Below are 21,494 nucleotides of genomic sequence, written 5' to 3'. Positions count from 1 at the left end.
AAGTCACATCTCTTCTAACAAAATCGCCTTACTTTGCAGTGGAAAACTGCTAGAATACTCTTTTATGTCTACGCATAAGAGTTAATGTACTTGGCTATGGATTTTAGACGATAGTATTAGCCCAATCGGCTTGTTATAACGGTTAACCTTCAAAGAAGTACAAGCACGTTATCAATTGCATCTGACAATATTTATTTTTTAGTTTTATTATTCTATCACCCTTAATTTAGTAGGCGCTTTGTGACTGCATTAGCCAATATTCGTAACTTTTCAATCATTGCCCACATTGATCATGGTAAGTCGACGCTTGCCGATCGTTTTATTCAAATGTGCGGTGCCTTGCAAGATCGCGAGATGCAGGCGCAGGTACTCGACTCAATGGATATCGAGCGTGAGCGCGGTATCACTATCAAAGCACAGTCAGTAACACTGTTTTATGATCATCCAAATGGTGAGCGCTATCAGCTTAACTTTATTGATACCCCGGGCCACGTTGACTTCTCATATGAAGTTTCGCGTTCATTAGCAGCTTGTGAAGGTGCGCTATTGGTTGTTGATGCCGCTCAAGGCGTAGAAGCGCAGTCAGTGGCCAATTGCTATACAGCTGTTGATCAAGGCTTAGAAGTCATGGCGGTGCTAAATAAGATTGATTTGCCGCAAGTTGAGCCTGAGCGCGTCATTCAAGAAATTGAAGATATTATCGGTATCGATGCCGTTGATGCACCGCGAGTATCAGCTAAATCTGGTCTTGGTGTTGATAAGCTACTAGAAGCATTGGTGGAGTTTATTCCAGCACCAACTGGTGACCGTGAAGCACCACTCCAAGCACTAATTATTGACTCTTGGTTCGATAATTATTTGGGCGTAGTCTCATTGGTACGGGTGCGTGAAGGTACTATACGTAAAGGTGATAAATTATATATCAAATCGACTCAAGAGGCACATCTGGTTGGCTCGATTGGTGTCTTTACGCCTAAGCCTGTAGATACGGGTGTTTTAGAAGCAGGGGAAGTCGGATTTGTTATTGCGGGTATTAAGGATATTGCCGGAGCACCAGTAGGCGACACTATCACTCATGCTAAGACCCCTGATGTGGATCGTATCCCAGGCTTTAAACAAGTCACACCACAAGTCTATTCTGGTATGTTCCCAGTGGATTCTAGTGATTTCGAAAAATTCCGTGAAGCTTTGCAAAAACTGCAAATCAACGATGCTTCGCTGTTTTTTGAGCCAGATACGTCGGATGCGCTTGGCTTTGGTTTCCGTTGTGGCTTCTTGGGTATGCTGCATATGGAGATTATCCAAGAGCGTCTAGAGCGCGAATATGATCTGGATTTGATTACTACGGCGCCGTCAGTTATCTATGAAATTGAGAAAAAGAACGGTGATGTTATCTATGTAGATAACCCATCACATCTACCTGAGCCAAACAATATTGAAGAGTTTCGTGAGCCAATTGCCCGCTGTCAGATTTTAGTACCGCAAGAGTTCTTAGGTAATGTAATGACGCTATGTATTGAGCGTCGTGGCGTTCAGGTTGATATGCGTTTTATGGGTCGACAAGTACAGCTGATATTTGATATCCCAATGGGCGAAGTTGTCATGGATTTCTTTGATCGCCTAAAGTCAGTCTCACGTGGTTTTGCATCGCTAGACTATAACTTTGAACGTTATCAAGCCGATAAATTGGTGAGAGTCGATGTACTAATCAATGGCGATAAAGTCGATGCCTTAGCGATGATCGTGCACGAAACCCAATCACGTTATCGTGGTAATGCTCTAGTTACTAAGATGAAAGAGCTGATTCCACGTCAAATGTTTGATGTCGCCATTCAAGCAGCTATCGGTAGCCAGATTATTGGTCGTAGTACGGTAAAAGCCATGCGTAAAGACGTATTAGCAAAATGCTATGGTGGCGATGTGTCACGTAAGAAAAAGCTACTGTCTAAGCAAAAAGCAGGTAAAAAACGTATGAAGCAAGTAGGTAACGTGGAAATTCCACAAGAAGCCTTCTTAGCTGTGTTGCAAGTTGATAGCTAATCATTGAGCTTAATTTAAGATAGCCATTGTAGATAACAGTCAAATGTAGTGAGTCTTATCGTAAAGGTATTAGATAAGCCGCTCGTTAATAGGCAATTTGGTATGGATTTTGATTTTAATTTAATTTTAGTGCCGTTAACTATAGTCCTAGGAATTGTTTGGCTGTTAGATAAGCTAGCGCTCAAACAGCGCAAAACTCGTGGTCGAGGTCAAGAAGGCTTACTAGTTCGCTGGGCTTATGACTTTTTTCCTGTGTTAGCAGTGGTGTTAATAGTACGCTCATTTTTAATTGAGCCATTTAATATCCCATCATCGTCTATGGTACCGACGCTATATACGGGTGACTTTATTGCTGTCAATAAGTATGCATATGGCGTGCGCCTGCCGTTAACCTATAATAAGGTGCTGGATACTGGTGAACCTGAGCATGGTGATGTGGCAGTGTTTCGCTATCCTGAGAACCCGAGCATTTATTATATTAAACGCGTTATCGGTTTGCCTGGTGACACCGTAAGCTATAGCCAAGGCACGCTGTCTATCAATGATGTAGCTGTTGAGACTAAGTCTGTAGATTTCGCGGCAAATGCTGAACTGACCTCACAGCTATACTTACCAGGTCAGGTTGGTCCAGGGCAAGTGTTGACCGAAGAGAGTGCTTCTGCAATGGGTCAGCAAGAAGAAGATGTGGCACAATATTTTGAAGAAGTACAAGGTGACAACAAGCATCTCGTGCGCTATTTAGACGGTATGAACAGTTCACAATACGCGCCATTTTTGCAGCAACAATCACCAGAAGTGGTGGAGTCAGAAGGTACTGAGTGGCGTATTGATGTGCCAGAAGATCAGTATTTTGTGATGGGTGATAACCGCGATCGCAGCGCAGACGGTAGATTTTGGGGATTCGTTCCTGATGAAAACCTAGCAGGTAAGGCTGTTTATATCTGGATGCATAAACCACCTGGTCTTAATCTACCGACCTTTGAACGTAATGGTACTATCAATTAAGATTATGAGATTGTCTAGAGATTGATTGGTTGATAATAGTTTTATGCTAATATCGTTGCTAAATAATTAATAGCTATTTATTATTTATACACTTATTCGAAATAGTCGTTTATCTTTAGAAGGATATCATAATGCAGCAATTATCTGGTTTGGCTATGCAGCGCGGCGCCAGTGTGATAAATGTTGTTCTTATTATTATACTTTTGGGTATTGCGACTAAGTTGACAGTAGCCATCGTACCGGCTCAGATTGGTGACTATCAATTGACCAAAGTATTAAGTGCACAGTTAAAAGAAGCCAATAATAATAAAGAGACAGCTAAGCAATTTGTTGAACGTGTCAACAAACAGTTATCTATCAATGCTGACTATGATACCAAGGCAGAAGAAGTATTTACCTTTACTGATAAAAAAACAGGTCAATTGGCTATCCATAAAGAATATGCAGTAACTAATAACTTTTTTAGCAATGTCGATATCGTGAATCGTTTCGAAGGTAACATCGAGATGACGATAGCAGAGTAAGTCGCAATAGTACGACATAGCACCTTCATTATATTCATAAAATATATCAAATAATATTATTAAACTAAATCTGTCAAGCAGAAGGGATAACCACAAACCACGCATGAAACCAACTTCGCACCATTCCCAAGCGGTTCCTACTTCCCAAAAAAATAGTACGTCTGTTGACACGCTTGTTGTTAGCTCAGAATTTATTCAGCGGTTAGCAGTATTAACGCGTAAGTTAGGCTACGAGTTTAATGACTTGAGCCTTCCTAAACTTGCATTAACGCATCGCTCATTTGATAGTAAAAAGAACTATGAGCGCCTAGAGTTTTTAGGTGATGCACTGTTAGGGATGATTGTGGGTGAAGCTTTATATCATCGTTATCCTAGTCAAAATGAAGGGCGCTTAACGCGTATGCGTGCGACATTGGTGCGCCAAGAGTCATTGGTAATTATCGCCCAAAACCTAGAGCTGTCTAACCATCTTATATTAGGAGTAGGTGAGCGCAAAGGTGGCGGTCGCAATCGTGCTTCTATACTGGCCGATGCCGTAGAGTCTCTAATTGGTGCTATCTATTTAGACAGCCAAGATATGGATATTACTCGCAAATGTGTTCTCTCTTGGTATGGTGATCTGATTGATAATGTCAATGACCAAAAAGCGCTGAAGGACGCCAAGAGTCGGTTACAAGAGTGGCTACAATCTAAGCAGTTTGACTTGCCCAACTACGAGCTCATGGAAACGCGTGGTAATGCACCGCATCAAATTTTCGTTGTACGTTGCCACGTCAATATCAATAACTGCCCTGATATTACTGAATCTGGTGAGAGCCGCCGTATTGCTGAACAAAAAGCAGCTGAGCTTATGATTAACCAATTACATAAATTGCCAGGATCTGCCAAAAAACGTGTATAGCCGATGTCTATTAATGCATTTTTAGATGCAGAGTATTAGCTTAGATTGGTTTATAGCCTGAAAAACATACATTAAAACTACCTCACATATTATTTATTTTAAAACTTTAAATGTCTCTAGCCCGTTTTTAATGGTGACTAAATAAATTTAGCATCAAAGACTGTTCGGCTAGTCACAAACCCTATAGGATTAACTTATGAGCAATCATACTGATTTGCCATCAAACAATGAAGACAGCACCCAAAATATGGGTGAAAATACAGATATTGATTCAAGCCAGAACAATATCGAAGTTACCGAAGAGACTCATGATATTGATGCAGAAGATATTGCATTAGACAATGATATGGCTATTGAAGAGTTTTTTGCACCAAGTGGCAATGCTCGTATGGCTGATGATTTTAGAGCAGGTTATGTCGCTATTGTTGGACGTCCAAATGTGGGTAAATCAACTTTGATGAACCACTTATTAGGTCAAAAGTTGTCTATCACTTCACGCAAACCACAAACCACCCGTCATCGTATTCATGGCATTTTGTCAAACCATGAAATGCAAGCGGTGTTTGTTGATACACCCGGCATTCACCGTAACGAAGTACGTGCTATTAACGAACGTATGAATAAAGCGGCGGTATCGGCGTTAGTAGATGTAGATTTAGTACTGTTTGTTGTCGATTCAGATCAATGGCGTGACGATGATTTATTGACCTTGCAAAAGCTTGGTGAGACCAATCTAACGGTCGTCTTGGTTATCAATAAGTCAGATACTCTAAAAGATAAAGGCAGCGTGCTACCACTTATCGAAACTTTCAACGATAGTTTCGATTTTGCTGATATCGTTCCTGTATCTGCACTAAAAAATCAAAACTTAGATCGTTTGCAAGAAGTGATTGCCTCACATTTACCAGTTGCTGCGCCCATTTATGATACAGAGCAAATCACTGATCGCTCTGAGCGATTTTTGGCCAGTGAAATCATTCGCGAAAAAATCATGCGTAGTGCGGGTGATGAAGTGCCATATGATTTAACGGTACAGATTGATGAGTTTAAAGACGAACCTGCACATACTGATCCAAAGACAGGGCGTCCACGCAAAGCTTGTACTTTCATCGATGCGACTATCTATGTTGAACGTGGTGGTCAAAAAGCCATCGTTATCGGTGACAAAGGTCAGCGTATCAAACAAGTTGGTATGGATGCTCGTAAAGATATGGAGCAGTTATTCGGTAAAAAAATTATGTTAACTTTGTGGGTCAAAGTGAAACGTGGTTGGTCTGATGACGAGCGTGCGTTGACCAGTTTGGGCTATTGATAGCGGTTAAAAACGAACGCTTCAAAAGCACTGTCTGCCTTTTAGCTATTTAGGTAATAAAAAATGCGTAATGAAGCGCTCGTCGGGTATTTATTGCATCAGCGCCCTTATCAAGAAAAGCGCGCTTTGTATTATCTTTTTTCTCAACAACATGGTGTAATACATGGCGTTGGGAAAAAAGGCGCGCCACTATTTATGCCATTACAGCTTTTTGCTACTGGTAAACGCGACTTAAAAACCTTTAGTCAAATTAATATTGCTTCGCAAGATACGACTCAAGCTGACAGTGTTCAAAAAGACAGTGTTCAAAAAGATAGTACACCTGCTGTTTTAGAAGCCGTACCTTACGCTAATATCAGCGGTCAACATCAGTATGCCGCACTATATATAAACGAGATTCTGTGGCGGCTGTTACCTACTGAAGACCCAATGCCTGTATTGTGGCAGCATTATCAAATCAGTCTACAACAACTCAAGCAGCCCTTAAGTAATAGCGAGCTTCGTCTCTGTCTACGTCAGTTTGAGCAGTATCTATTTACCGAATTAGGATTCACTTTAACGTTAACGCATGACAACGTTGAAGATCCCATCGAGTCTGATTGTACTTACCGTTTTTTACCAGATATAGGTTTGCTCCCTGTATTGGTACATAATGAAGAGTCTGAGCATTTAGCCAGTGAGTCTGGACAGACTGTTTTTAAGGGTACGGATATCATAGAAATGGCACGTTTAGGTATTACTGAACAGACGCTGAGCCATTGGTCAAAGCTACATAGACATCTTATTGATCATTTGCTTGATTATCAGCCGCTACAAAGTCGTCTGTTATGGCAGCAACAGCAGCGTTATCAATAACTGCATTCTCAAATATTCTCGTAGTATCAACTATATAAGTTAGGCTTAATTGTCCGAAGGATTTTTTATGAGCATCTCTGTATCTACCTCATCTGAAAACAATTCAAAAAAACCTTTGTTAGGCGTGAATATTGATCACGTGGCAACATTGCGTCAAGCGCGTGGTGTGAGTTATCCAAATCCTTTGGCTGCTGCATTATTGTGCGAAAAGGCAGGGGCAGATGGTATCACTATACATCTACGTGAAGATCGTCGTCATATACAAGATGCGGATGTTTATGAAATGGCAGGGCAGTTGTCGACGAGAATGAATCTAGAGATGGCCGCAACGGATGAGATGCTTGCAATTGCCTGCAAAGTTAAACCTTGTTGGGTATGTCTAGTACCTGAAAAGCGTGCAGAGCTAACGACAGAAGGTGGTCTTGATGTTGCAGGGCAAGTCATATCTCTAAAAGAGTATGTTCATAAACTGCAAGCCTCTAATATTAAGGTTTCTTTGTTTATTGATCCTGATGACAAGCAGATTGCAGCCGCGATAGAGTGTGGTGCAGACGCGGTAGAGTTGCATACGGGTGCTTATGCCGAAGCAGGATTAGCAAATGATACTGACGCACAGTTGGCTGAACTTAAAAGAATTGAACAAGCAGTAGCTACAGCACAGAGCATAGACGATAAATTGCTTATTAACGCAGGTCATGGTTTAACGTGTGACAATGTTAATGCCATTGCAAAAATTGATGGTATATATGAATTAAATATTGGTCATGCACTTATTGCAGATGCCGTATTTGTAGGACTAGAAAGCGCTGTAACAATGATGAAAGAGGCCATGTATAAATAGGTTTGCATATACGGCATCTATTACCCATTACATTTCGTAGGGTGGTCTGCATTAAGTTTATGTTTGACGATACCGGATTGGTTAAAAGAGATTTGGTACATTGACTTGTTATAAGAAGAGGTAGGGCAATATTTTATATGACCGAAGTGTCCTCGTGGTCTGCCACTATCACCCCAAAATTTAGTATAGTGACGCCTACCGCCAACTCTTAATTTCACTGTACTATATCTTAGGTTTAAGGATTGCTGAGTTAATAAGGTATCTACTTGAGAATCAAAATGCTTATTATTGTTTTTATCTACGAATAGCAGAAGCGTCTTATCACTGTTCCTATGGCATTGCTGTGCATCATTTGATAAACAAACCAAGACATCCTGCCGACTTATATAGCTTTCGGCCTTTGCTAAGGATAAGGTGTTCTCTAATTGATGCTTGACACGTTGGGCTTCCATTCGTGCTAAGTGCGTTAAGATACTTGGCGCTGCAATAGCTGCGATAATTCCCAATACCATTGTCGTCACAGTTAGCTCAACGAGAGTAAAGCCGTTTGATTGCTTAGCATTTAAAATATTATCGTTTTGAAGGAGTGGTTTCCTATAAATGACAAACTTCAATAGTTTATTGAATAACCTAGATGCAATAGCTAATAAATTATCAATTCCATACCTGCCGTTTTTACAAATAGGTAAACAAAAGGTAAAAATGGCTATTCTCTTATAATGGGCCAGTACCTTACTAAGTAAGTTCATAATGCGCTACATCCTATAGCTGTTTATCTTTGAAGTAAAAAACAACGTCTCACACACCCTTGTGTTGACTATCTTTTAAGCTAACCAATTGTCTAAATTCTTTAGACTTTCTCTTATTCCACTGTATATAAGACAGATGTAATTGCTAATTACTTGATTTTCAGAAGAATATTGGTTTTTTACAATATATATGTAATATATAGCGACTGTCAAAAAATGTTTCAATTAGTGAAAGAACGATATTAGCAATAGAGAAAAAATTCTAATTGTAATAAAATGCTTCAAGAAAATAGCTATCAATGGACTACTCATCTATCGCAAACTGATGTGTAAAAGATAAGAAGCGTAAGGTGTGTTAGTTCTGGGTAACTTAGACTGTTTACTGTGTTTTAGTTACAACATTATCGTGTAATAATGTGTAGCTCGTTAACGAAAAAAGTTGTAAACTGAATTAATAATCGCTAAGCTACTCCTTAATTGGTTTTGCTTTGTAACTTAAAATGCGTAAGAGATGTCTATCTTAGTACGTCTTGAGAATCGGTTTTGCTTAATGCATCACTAAAATTATCCTTTGGAGGAAGTCCATGAAATTGAATAAAATAGCTCTAGCCCTTGTTGCTGTAGCGGCTGCACCGATGGCAGCTAATGCTGGTGTTACTATCAGCCCATTGTTACTTGGTTATCACATGACTGAAGAATTCAGTGATACCTCTGACAAGCAGCGTGAAGTTCTTACTACTGGTAAGAATCTGCAAAACAATACAGATCGTGCCGGTAACGACAACGGTGGCGTAGCTAAAGAAAGTGGCTTATACACTGGTGCAGCACTAGGTATCGAACTTACTCCTTCTACTCAGTTCCAAGTAGAATATGGCGTATCTGATGCTAATGGCGAGGCTTCTGAAGATTCAGCGAAGTCTGGCGTTAACCGCTTCGATATCGAACAAGAAATGATTTCTGGTAACTTCTTGATCGGTACTGAAGAATTCACTGGTTACACTGATAGCGCACTTAAGCCATATGTGTTAATTGGTGCTGGTCAATCTAAGATTAAAGTAGAAAACCAAGAAGAGTACGAAGATAGCAACGGTAATACAGTTGCTGCTGGTACTGAAGTATCAAACTCTAAAGACACTATCGGTAACCTAGGTCTAGGTGCTATGTATCGCATCAATGACGCGCTAAGCCTACGTGGTGAAGCTCGTGCGATTCATAACTTTGACAACAACTGGTGGGAAGGCATGGCTTTGGCCGGTCTAGAAGTAGTACTAGGTGGCCATTTAGCACCTACAGTAGCAGTACCACCTATGCAAGAGCCAGTAGTTGACAACACTCCAGTAGTTGTTGTTGAAGCTGATCTTGATTCTGACGGTGATGGCGTACCTGATAGCATCGATGCATGCCCAGGCACTCCAATGAACGTTGTAGTTGATGAGCGCGGTTGCCCAGTACCAGTAGACATTACTGACGAACTGAAAATGGAACTACGTGTATTCTTTGATAACGACAAGTCAGCTATCAAAAACCAGTACAAGCCAGAAATCGCTAAAGTAGCAGAGAAGATGCGTGAGTATCCTAACTCTACAGCTCGTGTAGAAGGTCATGCTTCTAAGACTGGTCCTTCAGCACGTTATAACCAACGTCTATCTGAAGCTCGTGCCGTTGCTGTTAAATCTATGCTAACTAACGAATTCGGTATCGCTCCAAACCGTCTATCAACTGTAGGCTATGGTTACAACAACCCAATCGCTTCAAACGACACTGAAGAAGGTCGTGCTATGAACCGTCGTGTTTATGCCATCATCACTGGTGACAAAACAATGACTGTTGAACAAACTAAAGATATGGTTGTTCAATAAGTATTAGCAAAATAACCGTATAGTAAAATATACAGTTACAAAAAAAGCCACCCATTGGGTGGCTTTTTTTTATTTATGTATTGAGAAAAGTGAGTTATTACATAAATTTATGAATCAATAATGTTATACTAGCCACCCAAACATTCTGTAAATTAACAGTATGTACATTAGCATAGCAATCTGTATGATGAATTCGTCAGTATAGATATTTGATTGTATTGAACTTTTTTATTTGATAGCATTCTTTTTTGCGTCATCTTAGATTCAATATCTATCTGATTGATGATGAAAGTTTATTCAGCAGCGCTTACTGCTACTGCATTTTTTTAAGACGAAACGAGCATTTTATATGGCGAACGATATCAAACACCTGCGTAACATTGCAATTATTGCCCACGTTGACCACGGTAAGACAACTTTGGTTGATAAGTTATTACATCAGTCTGGTACTTTTGGCGACCGTGCAAACATTGCTGAGCGTGCAATGGACTCAGGTGATATTGAGCAAGAACGTGGTATTACCATTTTGGCTAAAAACACAGCTATCCGCTGGACAGATAAAACTTCAGAAACTGAATACCGTATCAACATTGTAGATACCCCAGGTCACGCCGATTTCGGTGGTGAAGTTGAGCGTGTAATGTCTATGGTTGATTGCGTACTTTTGGTTGTTGACGCTGTTGATGGCCCAATGCCTCAGACTCGTTTTGTGACGCAAAAAGCATTCGAACAAGGTCTAAAGCCGATCGTTGTTATTAACAAAATCGATCGTCCTGGCTCACGTCCTGACTGGGTAATGGATCAAATCTTTGATTTGTTTGACAACCTAGGTGCAAACGATGAGCAGCTTGATTTCCCAGTTGTTTATGCTTCGGCATTGAATGGTATCGCAGGTCTAGAAGCAGATGATTTAGCTGATGACATGACGCCATTGTTCAAAACTATCGTTGACGTTGTTCAGCCTCCACAGGTTGATGCTGACGCTCCATTCCGTATGCAAATTTCAAGCCTTGACTACAACAGCTTTGTTGGTGTTATCGGTATTGGCCGTATTCAGCGTGGTAAAGTTAAACTTAACACGCCAGTGACTGTCATTGATAAGCATGGCAAAACGCGTAACGGCCGTATCCTAAAAATCATGGGTTATCATGGTCTTGATCGTATTGACGTTGAAGATGCACAAGCCGGTGATATCGTTTGTATCACAGGTATCGATGCGTTAAACATCTCTGATACTATTTGTGATCCTAACAACGTTGAAGCACTACCAGCACTAACGGTAGATCAACCTACAGTATCTATGAACTTCCAAGTAAACAATTCACCATTTGCTGGTCGTGAAGGTAAGTTCGTGACTTCACGTAACATTCGTGAGCGTCTTGAGCGTGAGTTGATTCATAACGTAGCATTACGTGTAGAAGACACTGAGTCTCCTGACAAATTTAAAGTATCAGGTCGTGGTGAGCTTCATTTATCAGTACTTATCGAAAACATGCGCCGTGAAGGTTTTGAGCTAGGTGTTTCTGGTCCAGAAGTTATCGTTAAAGAAGTTGATGGTAAGCTACAAGAGCCGTATGAAAACGTTGTCTTCGATATCGAAGAAGAGCATCAAGGTTCTATCATGGAGCAAGTTGGTCTACGCAAAGGCGAGATGACTAACATGGAGCTGGACGGTAAAGGCCGTATGCGTATTGAGGCAACCATACCAGCGCGTGGCTTGATCGGTTTCCGTTCTGAGTTCCTAACCCTGACTTCAGGTAGTGGTATTATGACCTCGAGCTTCTCACATTACGGTCCACAGAAGATCGGTGATGTTGGTGGTCGTTCTAATGGCGTATTGGTTTCTATGGCAAACGGTACTTGCCTAGGTTTTGCTCTATTTAACCTACAGAAACGTGGTAAGTTGTTTGCTGAACCACAGCTTGAAGTTTATGAAGGTATGATTGTTGGTCTTAACTCTCGTAACGATGATATGACTGTTAACCCAACGACTGCTAAACAGTTAACTAACGTACGTGCTAGTGGTACTGACGAAGCATTGACGTTGACGCCAGCAGTGAAATTCACTCTTGAGCAAGCGCTTGAATTTATTCAAGACGATGAGCTAGTCGAAGTAACGCCAAAAGCGGTACGTATTCGTAAACGCTACTTGACTGAAAGTGAGCGTAAACGTCATGGCCGTGGTAAAAAAGGTGCTTAATATCAATAAATGAGTTACTTAGTAATTCATAGTATTGATGTTTGACGCGAACACTTAGTGTCAATAGTTTCTACGGGCACTGAGTGATTCAAAAACGAGCAGTATAAGGTGAGCTATTAGTGGTTCACTTTATACTGCTTTTTTTATGTTGTAATCTTGGAAAAATACAGACAGAATGAATAGTGGTATTAATGTATTCAATTATTAACATGAAAGCTAGATGTGATACTAACTATATAAATATCTATTGGTTTATAGATAAATTTTGAGGAAAAAACAATGAGTATGGTTTCAGAGTTTAAAGAGTTCGCTGTCAAAGGTAACGTGATGGATTTGGCAGTCGGTGTCATCATCGGAGGGGCTTTTGCCACCATCACAAAATCTTTGGTAGATGATATTATTATGCCGATTGTCGCTTTTATTTTTGGTGGCGAGATTAATTTTGAAAACATGTTCTTGGTTTTAGGCGATGCACCTGACGGTATTGCTATGACTTATGATGCGCTTAAAGAAGCAGGTGTACCTGTATTGGCTTACGGTAGTTTTATTACCGTACTTATTAACTTTTTAATCTTAGCTTTCATCATCTTTATGATGGTTAGAGGTGTCAATAAAATGCGCCGTGCTGAAGAAGTAGAGGAAGTTATAGAAGAAGCAGTAGAAGAGCCATCAGAGGAAGTGAAATTGCTACGTGAAATCAGTGCCAAATTAAGTAATACTAGTATTACGAAATAAATTATCGACTCGTTGACAACAAAAAAGGCTAACTTCTCGTTAGCCTTTTTGCTATGAAATAGTCACAGTCATTTTTTGTGAACTATTTGATGTGCCTACTAAAAGCAAATTGTTATGGAGTGACCACTACATAGTCATTGGTATTAATTAGAATTTCTGATGGTTGATCGACAACGATACGTACTACGTTATTATCAACGACTTGAGATTTGTAATAGTTATCTTCTGCGACTGTACAGCCTAAACAACGTCCCATAGCATCCCAAGGCTCAACAAATAGCTTCTGCTGTGCTTGATCTGCATTACCACCTATAAGTGAGAAGGGTAGGCTAACAATATAGGCTGCCGTACCAGCTACCGCATTTACGAGTTGCAATGGCTTACCAACAATCGTATCGACTACCATCGTCTCGTATGAAGGACCAAAATCAGTTTCATCAATTTCTATAGCTGCAAAAGTAGGCTGAATGGTCGCAGCTACCAATCCTAGAGTTGCTAATACAGTAAAAAATCTCTGCTTAACTGTGCGTTGAGTTTTTGCTTTAACAGTCATAACGATATCCTGAAACTCATAGTAGTATGATTAATGGCTGCTGCTATTTCCACACAGGAATCTTGCGGCAACAATAGTTAGGCTAAATATTACAGAAAAATAAATGATGCGCACTATTTATGTAAGCGCTAGCACTATTAAAGCAAGATGCGCACTAATAAGCAACAAAAATGAGAATAATCTAGTGATAGCTTTTGCAATATTTGATACTTTTAAAAATAAATACTCTGTCTAGATATTAGCCTCATTTAATCTAAATATACCTCAAGCAAACAGGTATCAGTTATTAACTATTTTAACGGCTGACAATTTGGACAATAAACACTGGCTCTACCAGTAAGCTTGATGTTTTCTAGCGTCGTACTACAATGCAGACAGCTCTCTCCTTGTCTACCATACACATTTAAGGTTTGCTGAAAGTAACCAGTTTGACCACTTGCTACTGTGAAATCCCGTAGTGTCGAACCGCCTAATTTTATCGCTTTCTTTAAAATTTCTTTAATATGACTCACTAAAATGACAATCTGATCGTATGAAATTTGATTGGCTGGCGTAGCAGGGTGGATGCCGGACAAGTACAGACTTTCAGTCGCATAGATATTGCCAACCCCAACCACGACTTCTTGTTCCATGATGACAGATTTAATCGCTCGGGAGATGGGTTTTAGTCGTTTGTTTGCTTTAGTATTATCTGTCGATGACCCATTGCCATCTTGGCTAGATAAATCTATACGCTGGATTAAATTGTACAAATAGTCTGCGGTAAAATCTTTTGAAAGCGGCTCAGGACCTAGATGATCTAGTAGTTTATTGCCGTAATCTTCATGCCATAGTACTGAACCAAAACGTCTCGGATCATAGTAGTGTAGCTGAGACTTTTCATTATCAGCATCATTAAAGATGACAACCAGATGATCATGTTTACGCTTATCAGTACCATAGCTATGTTGCTGTAAGCTACCTGACATTCCTAAGTGAATAAGAAGCTGACGTGGTTCAACTTTGTTGGCTGACATTGGAGCGTTATTCTGTGCATCTACTGGCAGAAAATTAAGAATCAGATACTTTGCTCGGCGCTCGACACTCTCTAATGTGTAATTAGCTAGCTCGTCCAAGTTATCTGGCATCATCCATCGCAGCTTTGGTTGAAATACTTTAACATCAACGACCTGTTGCCCCAACAATGGAGCAAGACTGGCTTTAGTGGTTTCTACTTCAGGTAATTCAGGCATAGTATTTTTTGACAACTCTATTGTGGAATAAACAACGACTGGCTTAAGGTTTTATTTACACGACTGCACGGCGTGCGTGCAAAATACCATGTTGCTGCTCTAATTTTGCGAGCAACTTAGATAGATGTGCTAAGCCTGAGACTTCAATATGGAACTTTAAAAAAGCAATATTATCGTCATTGCTTAACGTTTGAACTTGGCGAATATTGACGTTTTCTTTATCAATTATCTGTGTCAAATCACGTAGCAAACCGCGTCGGTCATATGCTTCGACATGAATATCAACGGGCTGATAACGCCCCGTCTGTACTTGCCAAGCAGCTTCTATCTTGCGCTCAGGATCGCGCTCGACCAGACGTAAGTACTCTGGGCAGCCTCGATTATGCACGCTAACGCCACGCGATAAAGTGATGTAGCCAGCTATCGGTTCGCCATGTACAGGGTGGCAACAACCTGCCAAATTGATTTCGATATTATCCAAACCATCGATATGGATTTTATACGCATCGAGCTTACCTGTATCTCGGTTATCTACATGCGGTACAAAGCTCTCTGGTGGTATCTCAGGTTCAAGATGCAGCTGACGTGAGATATGACTGGTCAATTGATTCAGGCCGATATCGCCTGTCACCAGACCCACGATAATATCATCGGTCGTATTGACATGAAAATGCTGAATATAGTCGTTTAGATCAATACTATTAGGATGAACAGATAGGCGCTCAAGCTCTTTACTGAGCATTTGGCGACCTATTTCAATATTCTTATCACGGTCTTGCTTGTTAAACCACTGGCGCAGTTTTGAACGGGCCCGATTGGTATGAATATAACCTAGCGATGCTACCAACCAATCGCGATTGGGCTCACGCGATGCCTTGGTGATAATCTCAACTTGCTCGCCTGTTTTCAACTGATAGGTCAGTGGCACATAGCGCTGATTGACGCGGGCTGCCTGCGCGCGGTTGCCAACTTGAGTATGCACATAGTAGGCAAAATCAAGAACGGTCGCGCCTTTTGGTAGTTCGGTAATATCACCATCCCGACTAAAGATATAAATACGTTCTAGCTCATCAAAATCAACGAGTTGCTCTTCTTCATCAAACGCGATATCGTCTATCTCTTCGCCCGCTACAACAGCTGAGCGTGTCTCATTATTGATAGATAATAATTGGCGCAATGAGCTGATTCTTTGATTCAGATAGTTGTCTTTCTTGTTCTTTAGACCTTCTTTGTAATTAACGTGCGCACACATGCCAAGCTCGGCCTCAAAGTGCATCTCATGAGTACGAATCTGGACTTCTAGTGACTTGTTTTCTGCAATCACAGCCGTATGTAGCGAGCGATAACCATTGGACTTAGGGTTAGTAATATAGTCATCAAACTGCTCAGGAATATAACGCCATAAACCGTGTACTAGACCTAAAACGTGATAACAGTCAGAAGGGCTATTGACCAAGACACGTAAGGCGCGAATGTCATAAAGCTGATCGAACGATAAGCCTTTAAGCTTCATTTTTCGATAAATAGAGTAGATGTGTTTGACGCGCCCAGATACTTCGCCTTCAATACTGGCATCTGCTAGTGATTCATTTAATTTGTCTTGTACGCGCTGAATATAGGACTCGCGTTCGCTACGTTTTTCTGACAGCAGCTTAGCAATTTCTTTATAGCGGTCAGGCGCAAGATAACGGAAAGCTAAATCTTCGAGCTCCCATTTTAGCTGTGCAATACCTAAACGATGGGCTAATGGCGCATAAATAGTCATGACTTCACGTGCGACACGCGTTTGACGCTCTGGCCTAGAAAAAGTCAATTCACGCATGGCGAACGTACGTTCAGCCAGTTTTATAAGTACCACGCGCACGTCGTTGGTGACAGAGATGAGCATGCTATAAATATTTGATAGCTGATCACGTTGATTATTGACGAAATGATCTTCTAAGCGTTTATTGCTCTCAATAATCTCCGACAGCTTACCCATTGCAAGGGTATCTTTCACAAGCGTCAAAATATCTGGACCAAAGTTTTTTTCCACTTCAGCGAGACTAATGATTGATTTGCGCGCACTGCGATACAGCATGGCCGCGACCAATGCATCTTCATCTTGATAAAGATAGGTCAAAATATCAGTCATACCAATACCGGTCACATAAGCGCCTGAACGCTCAGATTCACTGGTATTCATATGACTGCGAATAAACTCGCAAGCTGCACTTAGGTTGGGTACTGACTCTTGTCCAATACGCTTGGCCACATTATCTAGCCAAGTAGGTACATCGATATTGGCTTGGTCTAAGTCGACCGCCTCAAGCTCTTTGTTTGATAGCGCATTGGTATCATCCAAATACTCGTCTTCAGTGTGAGGGTCATGCAAATGATAAGTGTGTGCAGCTGAACGATCAAAAGTAGTATGTAGCTTGTGGGTTGCCAACTGGTATTTGATGTCGAGGGGAATTTGGGCATAGCTATTGGCTGACTGGTGAGAGCGTTGGCTCGCCACCAGTTGCGCCGCAAGTGTTGCACTATCGGCCTGCGTGGTCTGTCCATCCACCAGCGGTAATCCTTCACGAATTTTTACCATAGCCGACTCCTCTTAGCTATTTTGAATTGATTATAACCTCATCTACTATGCACACACTCTGAATTAACGATCCATAAAGTGTCAGCTATAAACCAATACAACTGCTAAAAATGTTATTTTTAGCAGCTATAAAATGCGCGTAAAATATATAAAGCTATGAGTGCAAATGCTTGCTATGTAGCGATTGGAAACATCATCAAAAACATAGGAAGATTGTTTACTATTATCTCATTTTAAAGTGACAAATCAAGCGAGCCTCTGTACGGCTGTGGTCAATTACGCTAAATAATGGCTATTTATTAGCACAAACTTATCAAAGCTTTGAGTTATCTTAGATAATTGTAATAATGCTTAATTGTCTCTTTAATTAGGTTCAACTATCAGTCATTTCCAGCTATTAATCGTTTTGAAGATTAATAACGTTAAACCGCTATTTTTTCGAAGCGAGCGATAGATTCAACATGACCCGTATGGCAGAACATATCCATCACGCCAGCATGAGTCAGACGATAGCCTTGTTCTAACAATGCTTTTGTATCACGCGCAAGGGTCGCTGGATTACAAGAGACATAAACAATACGCTCAGCATTAAATTTTGGCAAATATTGCATAATCTCCCAAGCACCAGAGCGCGGTGGATCAATCAATAGCGCATCAAAGCCTTGGTTAGCCCATGGCTTATCAGTACAGTCTTGAGTCAAATCTTGACTATAAAACTCAGTATTGTTGATACCGTTGCGACGAGCGTTGTCAGCAGCACGTTCGGTCATGGCTTCACTGCCTTCGACACCGACTACTGAGCCTGTCTCGCCAACAAGGCGCGCTAGCGGTAAGCTAAAGTTACCCAAACCACTGAATAAGTCTAATACGCGTTCGCCTGCTTTTAAGTCCAATAAGTCACAGGCAAGCTTGGTCATCTGACGGTTTACGGATAAATTTACTTGGGTAAAGTCAGTAGGGATAAATTCAAAGGTCAGATCATACTCTGGCAATTGATAATATAAACGCCCAAATTGCTCGCTCAAATCATCAGCGTCTGTCAAAGCAATACGTTGAATGCTATCAACGCCTTTCGACTGCAAATATAGCTGCCAATTACGCGCCGCGAAAAAGACTTTTAGTTTGTCTATATCGGCATCTGACAACGGTTCTAAGTTACGTACGATGAGCGCAACTGGCTGATTGCCATCAGGTAGTTCTGGCAGTTGCTCACCCATTGCAAGCTCAAGCTGAGCAATCTTGTCACGGCTCTCTAAAGTGCTAATAAGCGTTTTTAGGTTTTCAATCTCAAAGCCAATACGCGGATCCAAGATATGACATTCATTTAGCTCTGCCAAGAAGTTACTTGAACGCTCGCGGAAGCCGACAAGCGCGGTTTCTTTTTTGACAACATAACGCACGCCCAAACGTGCTTTGGTACGATAACCAAGACGATCGCCGACCACAGGTGGGAGCCAATTGTCAGGTTCCGCGTTGGCTTGGTGCATTAGCATTTCAGCCAGTACTGATTGTTTAAAATTTATTTGACCATCTGGTTGCCAATGTTGCAAGTTACAACCGCCGCAGGTACCGAAATGCGGGCAGGGTGGTACAGCACGTTCAGGGTTTGGGTTGGCAGTAATGCTAATGGCATCGCCTTCTTCAAAGCTAGCACGGCTGTTGGTTATTTTTACTAAGGCGCTCTCACCGGGTAGGGCAAAGCTAACAAAGATCTTTTTGCCATGCTTGTCTTCAGCATGACCTTCAGTAACGTCAAAACCATTACCATACACAGCAACACCGCGACCATCATGTGATAAGCCATCAATATTGAATGGAATTGGCTCTGCATCTTTTAGACGACGACGTGTCTTTGATGATGGCTTTGATTTTTTCTTACTCGGCGGAATGACAATCGTTTGGGTGTCGTTGGTTTGAGCTTCATTCGTTTGAGCGTTACTGCTTTGCGCTGCCATATCAGATGCTGTAGATTTTTTTGAATCGGTGGGTTGCATAAACCTGCCTTAATAATAAATAACTAGAAGAGGGGAATAAAAAACTACTAATAATGCGAATTCTATAATTCGGGTGCCGATGACCAGTCAGCGATAAACTCTTGATGTCGCGGACTACCGTCAGCTTGGGTATACTTTGCCAAATAGTCATAGCTCTGCTGCTGCCAAGCAGCAAAATCTTGTGAAGACAACTGTCCTGTTAGACGTAACCAGCGTAAATAAATAAGCCAAGTGTTCATAACATCAGACTCACAGTATATAGATAGGGTCTGCCAGTCACCGCTACTAACAAGCGCACCGACCATGCTGCCATCTACATCAGTTTTACCAGGTAATCCGTACAGACTTGCGACGATATCCATGGCTTCGCGGCGGCTAGCACCATACTGGCTAAACCGATCCATCAAGTCTAGATGACGTGTATGAAAGCGATTAACATAGTTATCAAAGCGCATGTTTTTAATACGCTCGCCTTCTTCGAACAGCCATGGCGCTGACAAATCATATTGCATAGCACGATATATCAGTACAGGTATGTCAAAGCCCGAGCCATTCCAACTAATAAGTTGTGGCAGTGTCTTAATGTCGGTAAATGCTCTAAAGAATTTGGCTAGGATTTCTTTTTCACTAAATTTATCGGCAGTCAAAGAAAATAGCGATAACTTACCATCCTTGATATACAGAGCTGAGATACAGACGATACGCTGCAGTGGCAAGCGCATAAAATCATGCCCTGCTTCTTGTGTACGTATGGCTGTCAGCGCGCTTAACGCATCTGCATCGTTAAGATCGGCCAATTGCGGATAGATACGGCGTGCTGCATCGACATCAGCGACAGTCTCGATATCAAAAACCAATATAGGGTCGGATGGTAGCGCTTGTGACATAGATAATCCTGACTATTTATGAGCTGATAGTTAATTTATTATAAAAGAATAACAGCGTTAACCTTGCTTGAAGTATTACGTTTACATCTGCACTTGGCTGCTCTGCACTTTTTTAAAATTAACAATACTAAATGGTATTTCTTATGCATTAATTAACTTCTGCGCTGCTGTTATCCGTATTGCTATCGTCAACGTTATATAAACCCGTTGATAAATAACGATCGCCACGATCGCAGACAATAAAGGCAATAACAGCATTAGGGTTTGCTTTTGCCACTTGGGTCGCTGCCCATGCAGCTGCGCCCGAAGATACTCCAGCAAAGATACCTTCAGTTTTCGCCAATTTACGCATATATATTTCGGCAATACGCTGATCGATATCCATCACTTCATCAATTAAATCTGCATCAAAAATACCTGGCATATAAGCCGCTGGCCAACGGCGAATACCAGCAATCGAAGCTTCTTCATCAGGCTGTAGGCCGATGATTTTGACGTCTGGATTTTGCTCTTTTAAATAACGTGACACACCGGTAATCGTACCTGTCGTGCCCATCGAGCTAATAAAATGCGTAATTTTACGGTCGGTCTGTGCCCATAGCTCAGGGCCTGTAGTCAGGTAATGTGCTTGGCTATTATCAGGATTATTAAACTGATCCAATACAACCCCTTTGTCATCTGCTTGCATCTGCAATGCCAAATCGCGCGCAGCTTCCATACCTTCGTCTACTTCAATCAGCGTTGCGCCATAAGCAATCATGGCATCTTTACGCTCTTGGGTAGAGTTGGTCGGCATCAGCAATGTTATCGGGTAGCCACGCACTGCAGCGACCATGGCCAATGCAATACCAGTATTGCCACTAGTGGCTTCAATCAACATATCACCAGGCTTGATATCACCGCGTTGTTCTGCTTGATAAATCATATTAAAAGCAGGACGATCTTTTACAGAGCCCGCTGGATTATTGCCTTCAAGCTTAGCTAATACTGTGGCACCATTGGCAATGTGCTCTTGCTCAAGCAGACGTTGAAGTTTTACCAGTGGCGTTTGACCAACGCAATCAGCGAGGGTAGTGATTTGAGTAATAAAGTTAGCATTTGACATGGCCGTAGTGGACATAAAGTATCCTTTTCTATTTTTTAAATATGTTTTTAATGGCTTGTTTTTGATGGAAGCGCTGTTTTTATTGTTTGATCATAATTTTAGACAGTCGCTTGGGTTATAG

Annotated in this window: 17 protein-coding genes; 10 read left to right on the top strand and 7 right to left on the bottom strand. The window is 41.2% G+C overall.

What is annotated here, in order from left to right; translation table 11 throughout:
• Positions 1 to 240 precede the first annotated feature (240 nt).
• The 7 genes from lepA (at position 241) to I3254_RS04735 (ending at position 7,478) form a co-directional block, all read left to right on the top strand.
• Entirely contained in the window at positions 241 to 2,040 is a 1,800-nt protein-coding gene (lepA, locus tag I3254_RS04765) for a translation elongation factor 4 (protein ID WP_101204270.1), read from the top strand.
• A 102-nt stretch (positions 2,041 to 2,142) separates the two neighbouring features.
• The gene (gene lepB / locus I3254_RS04760; RefSeq protein ID WP_238051709.1) at positions 2,143 to 3,045 is read left to right on the top strand and encodes a signal peptidase I; all 903 of its coding nucleotides are present in this window, start codon (positions 2,143 to 2,145) and stop codon (positions 3,043 to 3,045) included.
• Positions 3,046 to 3,176: 131 nt separating this feature from the next.
• On the top strand, positions 3,177 to 3,569 hold the full coding sequence (locus I3254_RS04755) for a DUF4845 domain-containing protein (protein WP_238051706.1): 393 nt from the start codon (positions 3,177 to 3,179) through the stop codon (positions 3,567 to 3,569).
• Between the two features lie 103 nt (positions 3,570 to 3,672).
• Entirely contained in the window at positions 3,673 to 4,470 is a 798-nt protein-coding gene (rnc, locus tag I3254_RS04750; protein ID WP_057758394.1) for a ribonuclease III, read from the top strand.
• A gap of 346 nt (positions 4,471 to 4,816) precedes the next feature.
• The gene (era, locus tag I3254_RS04745) at positions 4,817 to 5,782 is read left to right on the top strand and encodes a GTPase Era (protein ID WP_057762330.1); all 966 of its coding nucleotides are present in this window, start codon (positions 4,817 to 4,819) and stop codon (positions 5,780 to 5,782) included.
• 63 nt (positions 5,783 to 5,845) lie between these two features.
• Entirely contained in the window at positions 5,846 to 6,637 is a 792-nt protein-coding gene (locus I3254_RS04740; RefSeq protein ID WP_238051704.1) for a DNA repair protein RecO C-terminal domain-containing protein, read from the top strand.
• Between the two features lie 67 nt (positions 6,638 to 6,704).
• Entirely contained in the window at positions 6,705 to 7,478 is a 774-nt protein-coding gene (locus I3254_RS04735; protein ID WP_238051702.1) for a pyridoxine 5'-phosphate synthase, read from the top strand.
• A 20-nt stretch (positions 7,479 to 7,498) separates the two neighbouring features.
• On the opposite strand, the gene I3254_RS04730 is transcribed toward I3254_RS04735, so the two are convergent.
• Complete coding sequence (locus I3254_RS04730) at positions 7,499 to 8,227, bottom strand: GspH/FimT family pseudopilin (RefSeq protein ID WP_238051691.1); 729 nt, start codon at positions 8,225 to 8,227, stop codon at positions 7,499 to 7,501.
• A gap of 584 nt (positions 8,228 to 8,811) precedes the next feature.
• On the opposite strand from I3254_RS04730, the gene I3254_RS04725 reads away from it, so the two are divergent.
• The 3 genes from I3254_RS04725 (at position 8,812) to mscL (ending at position 13,021) form a co-directional block, all read left to right on the top strand.
• Positions 8,812 to 10,086, top strand: a complete 1,275-nt coding sequence (locus tag I3254_RS04725; RefSeq protein ID WP_238051689.1) for an OmpA family protein — start codon at positions 8,812 to 8,814, stop codon at positions 10,084 to 10,086.
• A gap of 349 nt (positions 10,087 to 10,435) precedes the next feature.
• Positions 10,436 to 12,286: a translational GTPase TypA gene (typA, locus tag I3254_RS04720; protein WP_057758402.1), complete on the top strand. Its 1,851-nt coding sequence runs from the start codon at positions 10,436 to 10,438 to the stop codon at positions 12,284 to 12,286.
• 279 nt (positions 12,287 to 12,565) lie between these two features.
• Entirely contained in the window at positions 12,566 to 13,021 is a 456-nt protein-coding gene (mscL, locus tag I3254_RS04715; protein WP_057758404.1) for a large conductance mechanosensitive channel protein MscL, read from the top strand.
• A 112-nt stretch (positions 13,022 to 13,133) separates the two neighbouring features.
• Here the strand turns inward: mscL and I3254_RS04710 are convergent, their stop codons facing one another.
• The 6 genes from I3254_RS04710 to cysM form a co-directional block, all read right to left on the bottom strand.
• Positions 13,134 to 13,574, bottom strand: coding sequence for a hypothetical protein (locus I3254_RS04710; RefSeq protein WP_114701175.1), 441 nt, complete (start codon positions 13,572 to 13,574; stop codon positions 13,134 to 13,136).
• Between the two features lie 290 nt (positions 13,575 to 13,864).
• Positions 13,865 to 14,806, bottom strand: coding sequence for a bifunctional DNA-formamidopyrimidine glycosylase/DNA-(apurinic or apyrimidinic site) lyase (mutM, locus tag I3254_RS04705; protein ID WP_238051687.1), 942 nt, complete (start codon positions 14,804 to 14,806; stop codon positions 13,865 to 13,867).
• A 55-nt stretch (positions 14,807 to 14,861) separates the two neighbouring features.
• Positions 14,862 to 17,387 carry a bifunctional (p)ppGpp synthetase/guanosine-3',5'-bis(diphosphate) 3'-pyrophosphohydrolase gene (locus I3254_RS04700; protein WP_238051685.1) on the bottom strand — a complete coding sequence of 842 codons (2,526 nt, stop codon included), beginning with the start codon at positions 17,385 to 17,387 and terminating at the stop codon, positions 14,862 to 14,864.
• 422 nt (positions 17,388 to 17,809) lie between these two features.
• Positions 17,810 to 19,342 (bottom strand): 23S rRNA (uracil(1939)-C(5))-methyltransferase RlmD, encoded by a 1,533-nt coding sequence (gene rlmD / locus I3254_RS04695; RefSeq protein ID WP_238051745.1) that lies wholly within the window; start codon positions 19,340 to 19,342, stop codon positions 17,810 to 17,812.
• Positions 19,343 to 19,443: 101 nt separating this feature from the next.
• On the bottom strand, positions 19,444 to 20,268 hold the full coding sequence (locus I3254_RS04690; RefSeq protein ID WP_238051684.1) for a 3'-5' exonuclease: 825 nt from the start codon (positions 20,266 to 20,268) through the stop codon (positions 19,444 to 19,446).
• Between the two features lie 148 nt (positions 20,269 to 20,416).
• Complete coding sequence (cysM, locus tag I3254_RS04685; RefSeq protein ID WP_238051743.1) at positions 20,417 to 21,373, bottom strand: cysteine synthase CysM; 957 nt, start codon at positions 21,371 to 21,373, stop codon at positions 20,417 to 20,419.
• Between the last annotated feature and the right edge of the window lie 121 nt (positions 21,374 to 21,494).

The organism is Psychrobacter sp. Ps2 (assembly GCF_022129405.1).
Classification (GTDB): domain Bacteria; phylum Pseudomonadota; class Gammaproteobacteria; order Pseudomonadales; family Moraxellaceae; genus Psychrobacter.
This window is presented reverse-complemented; position numbering and strand designations above follow the sequence as displayed.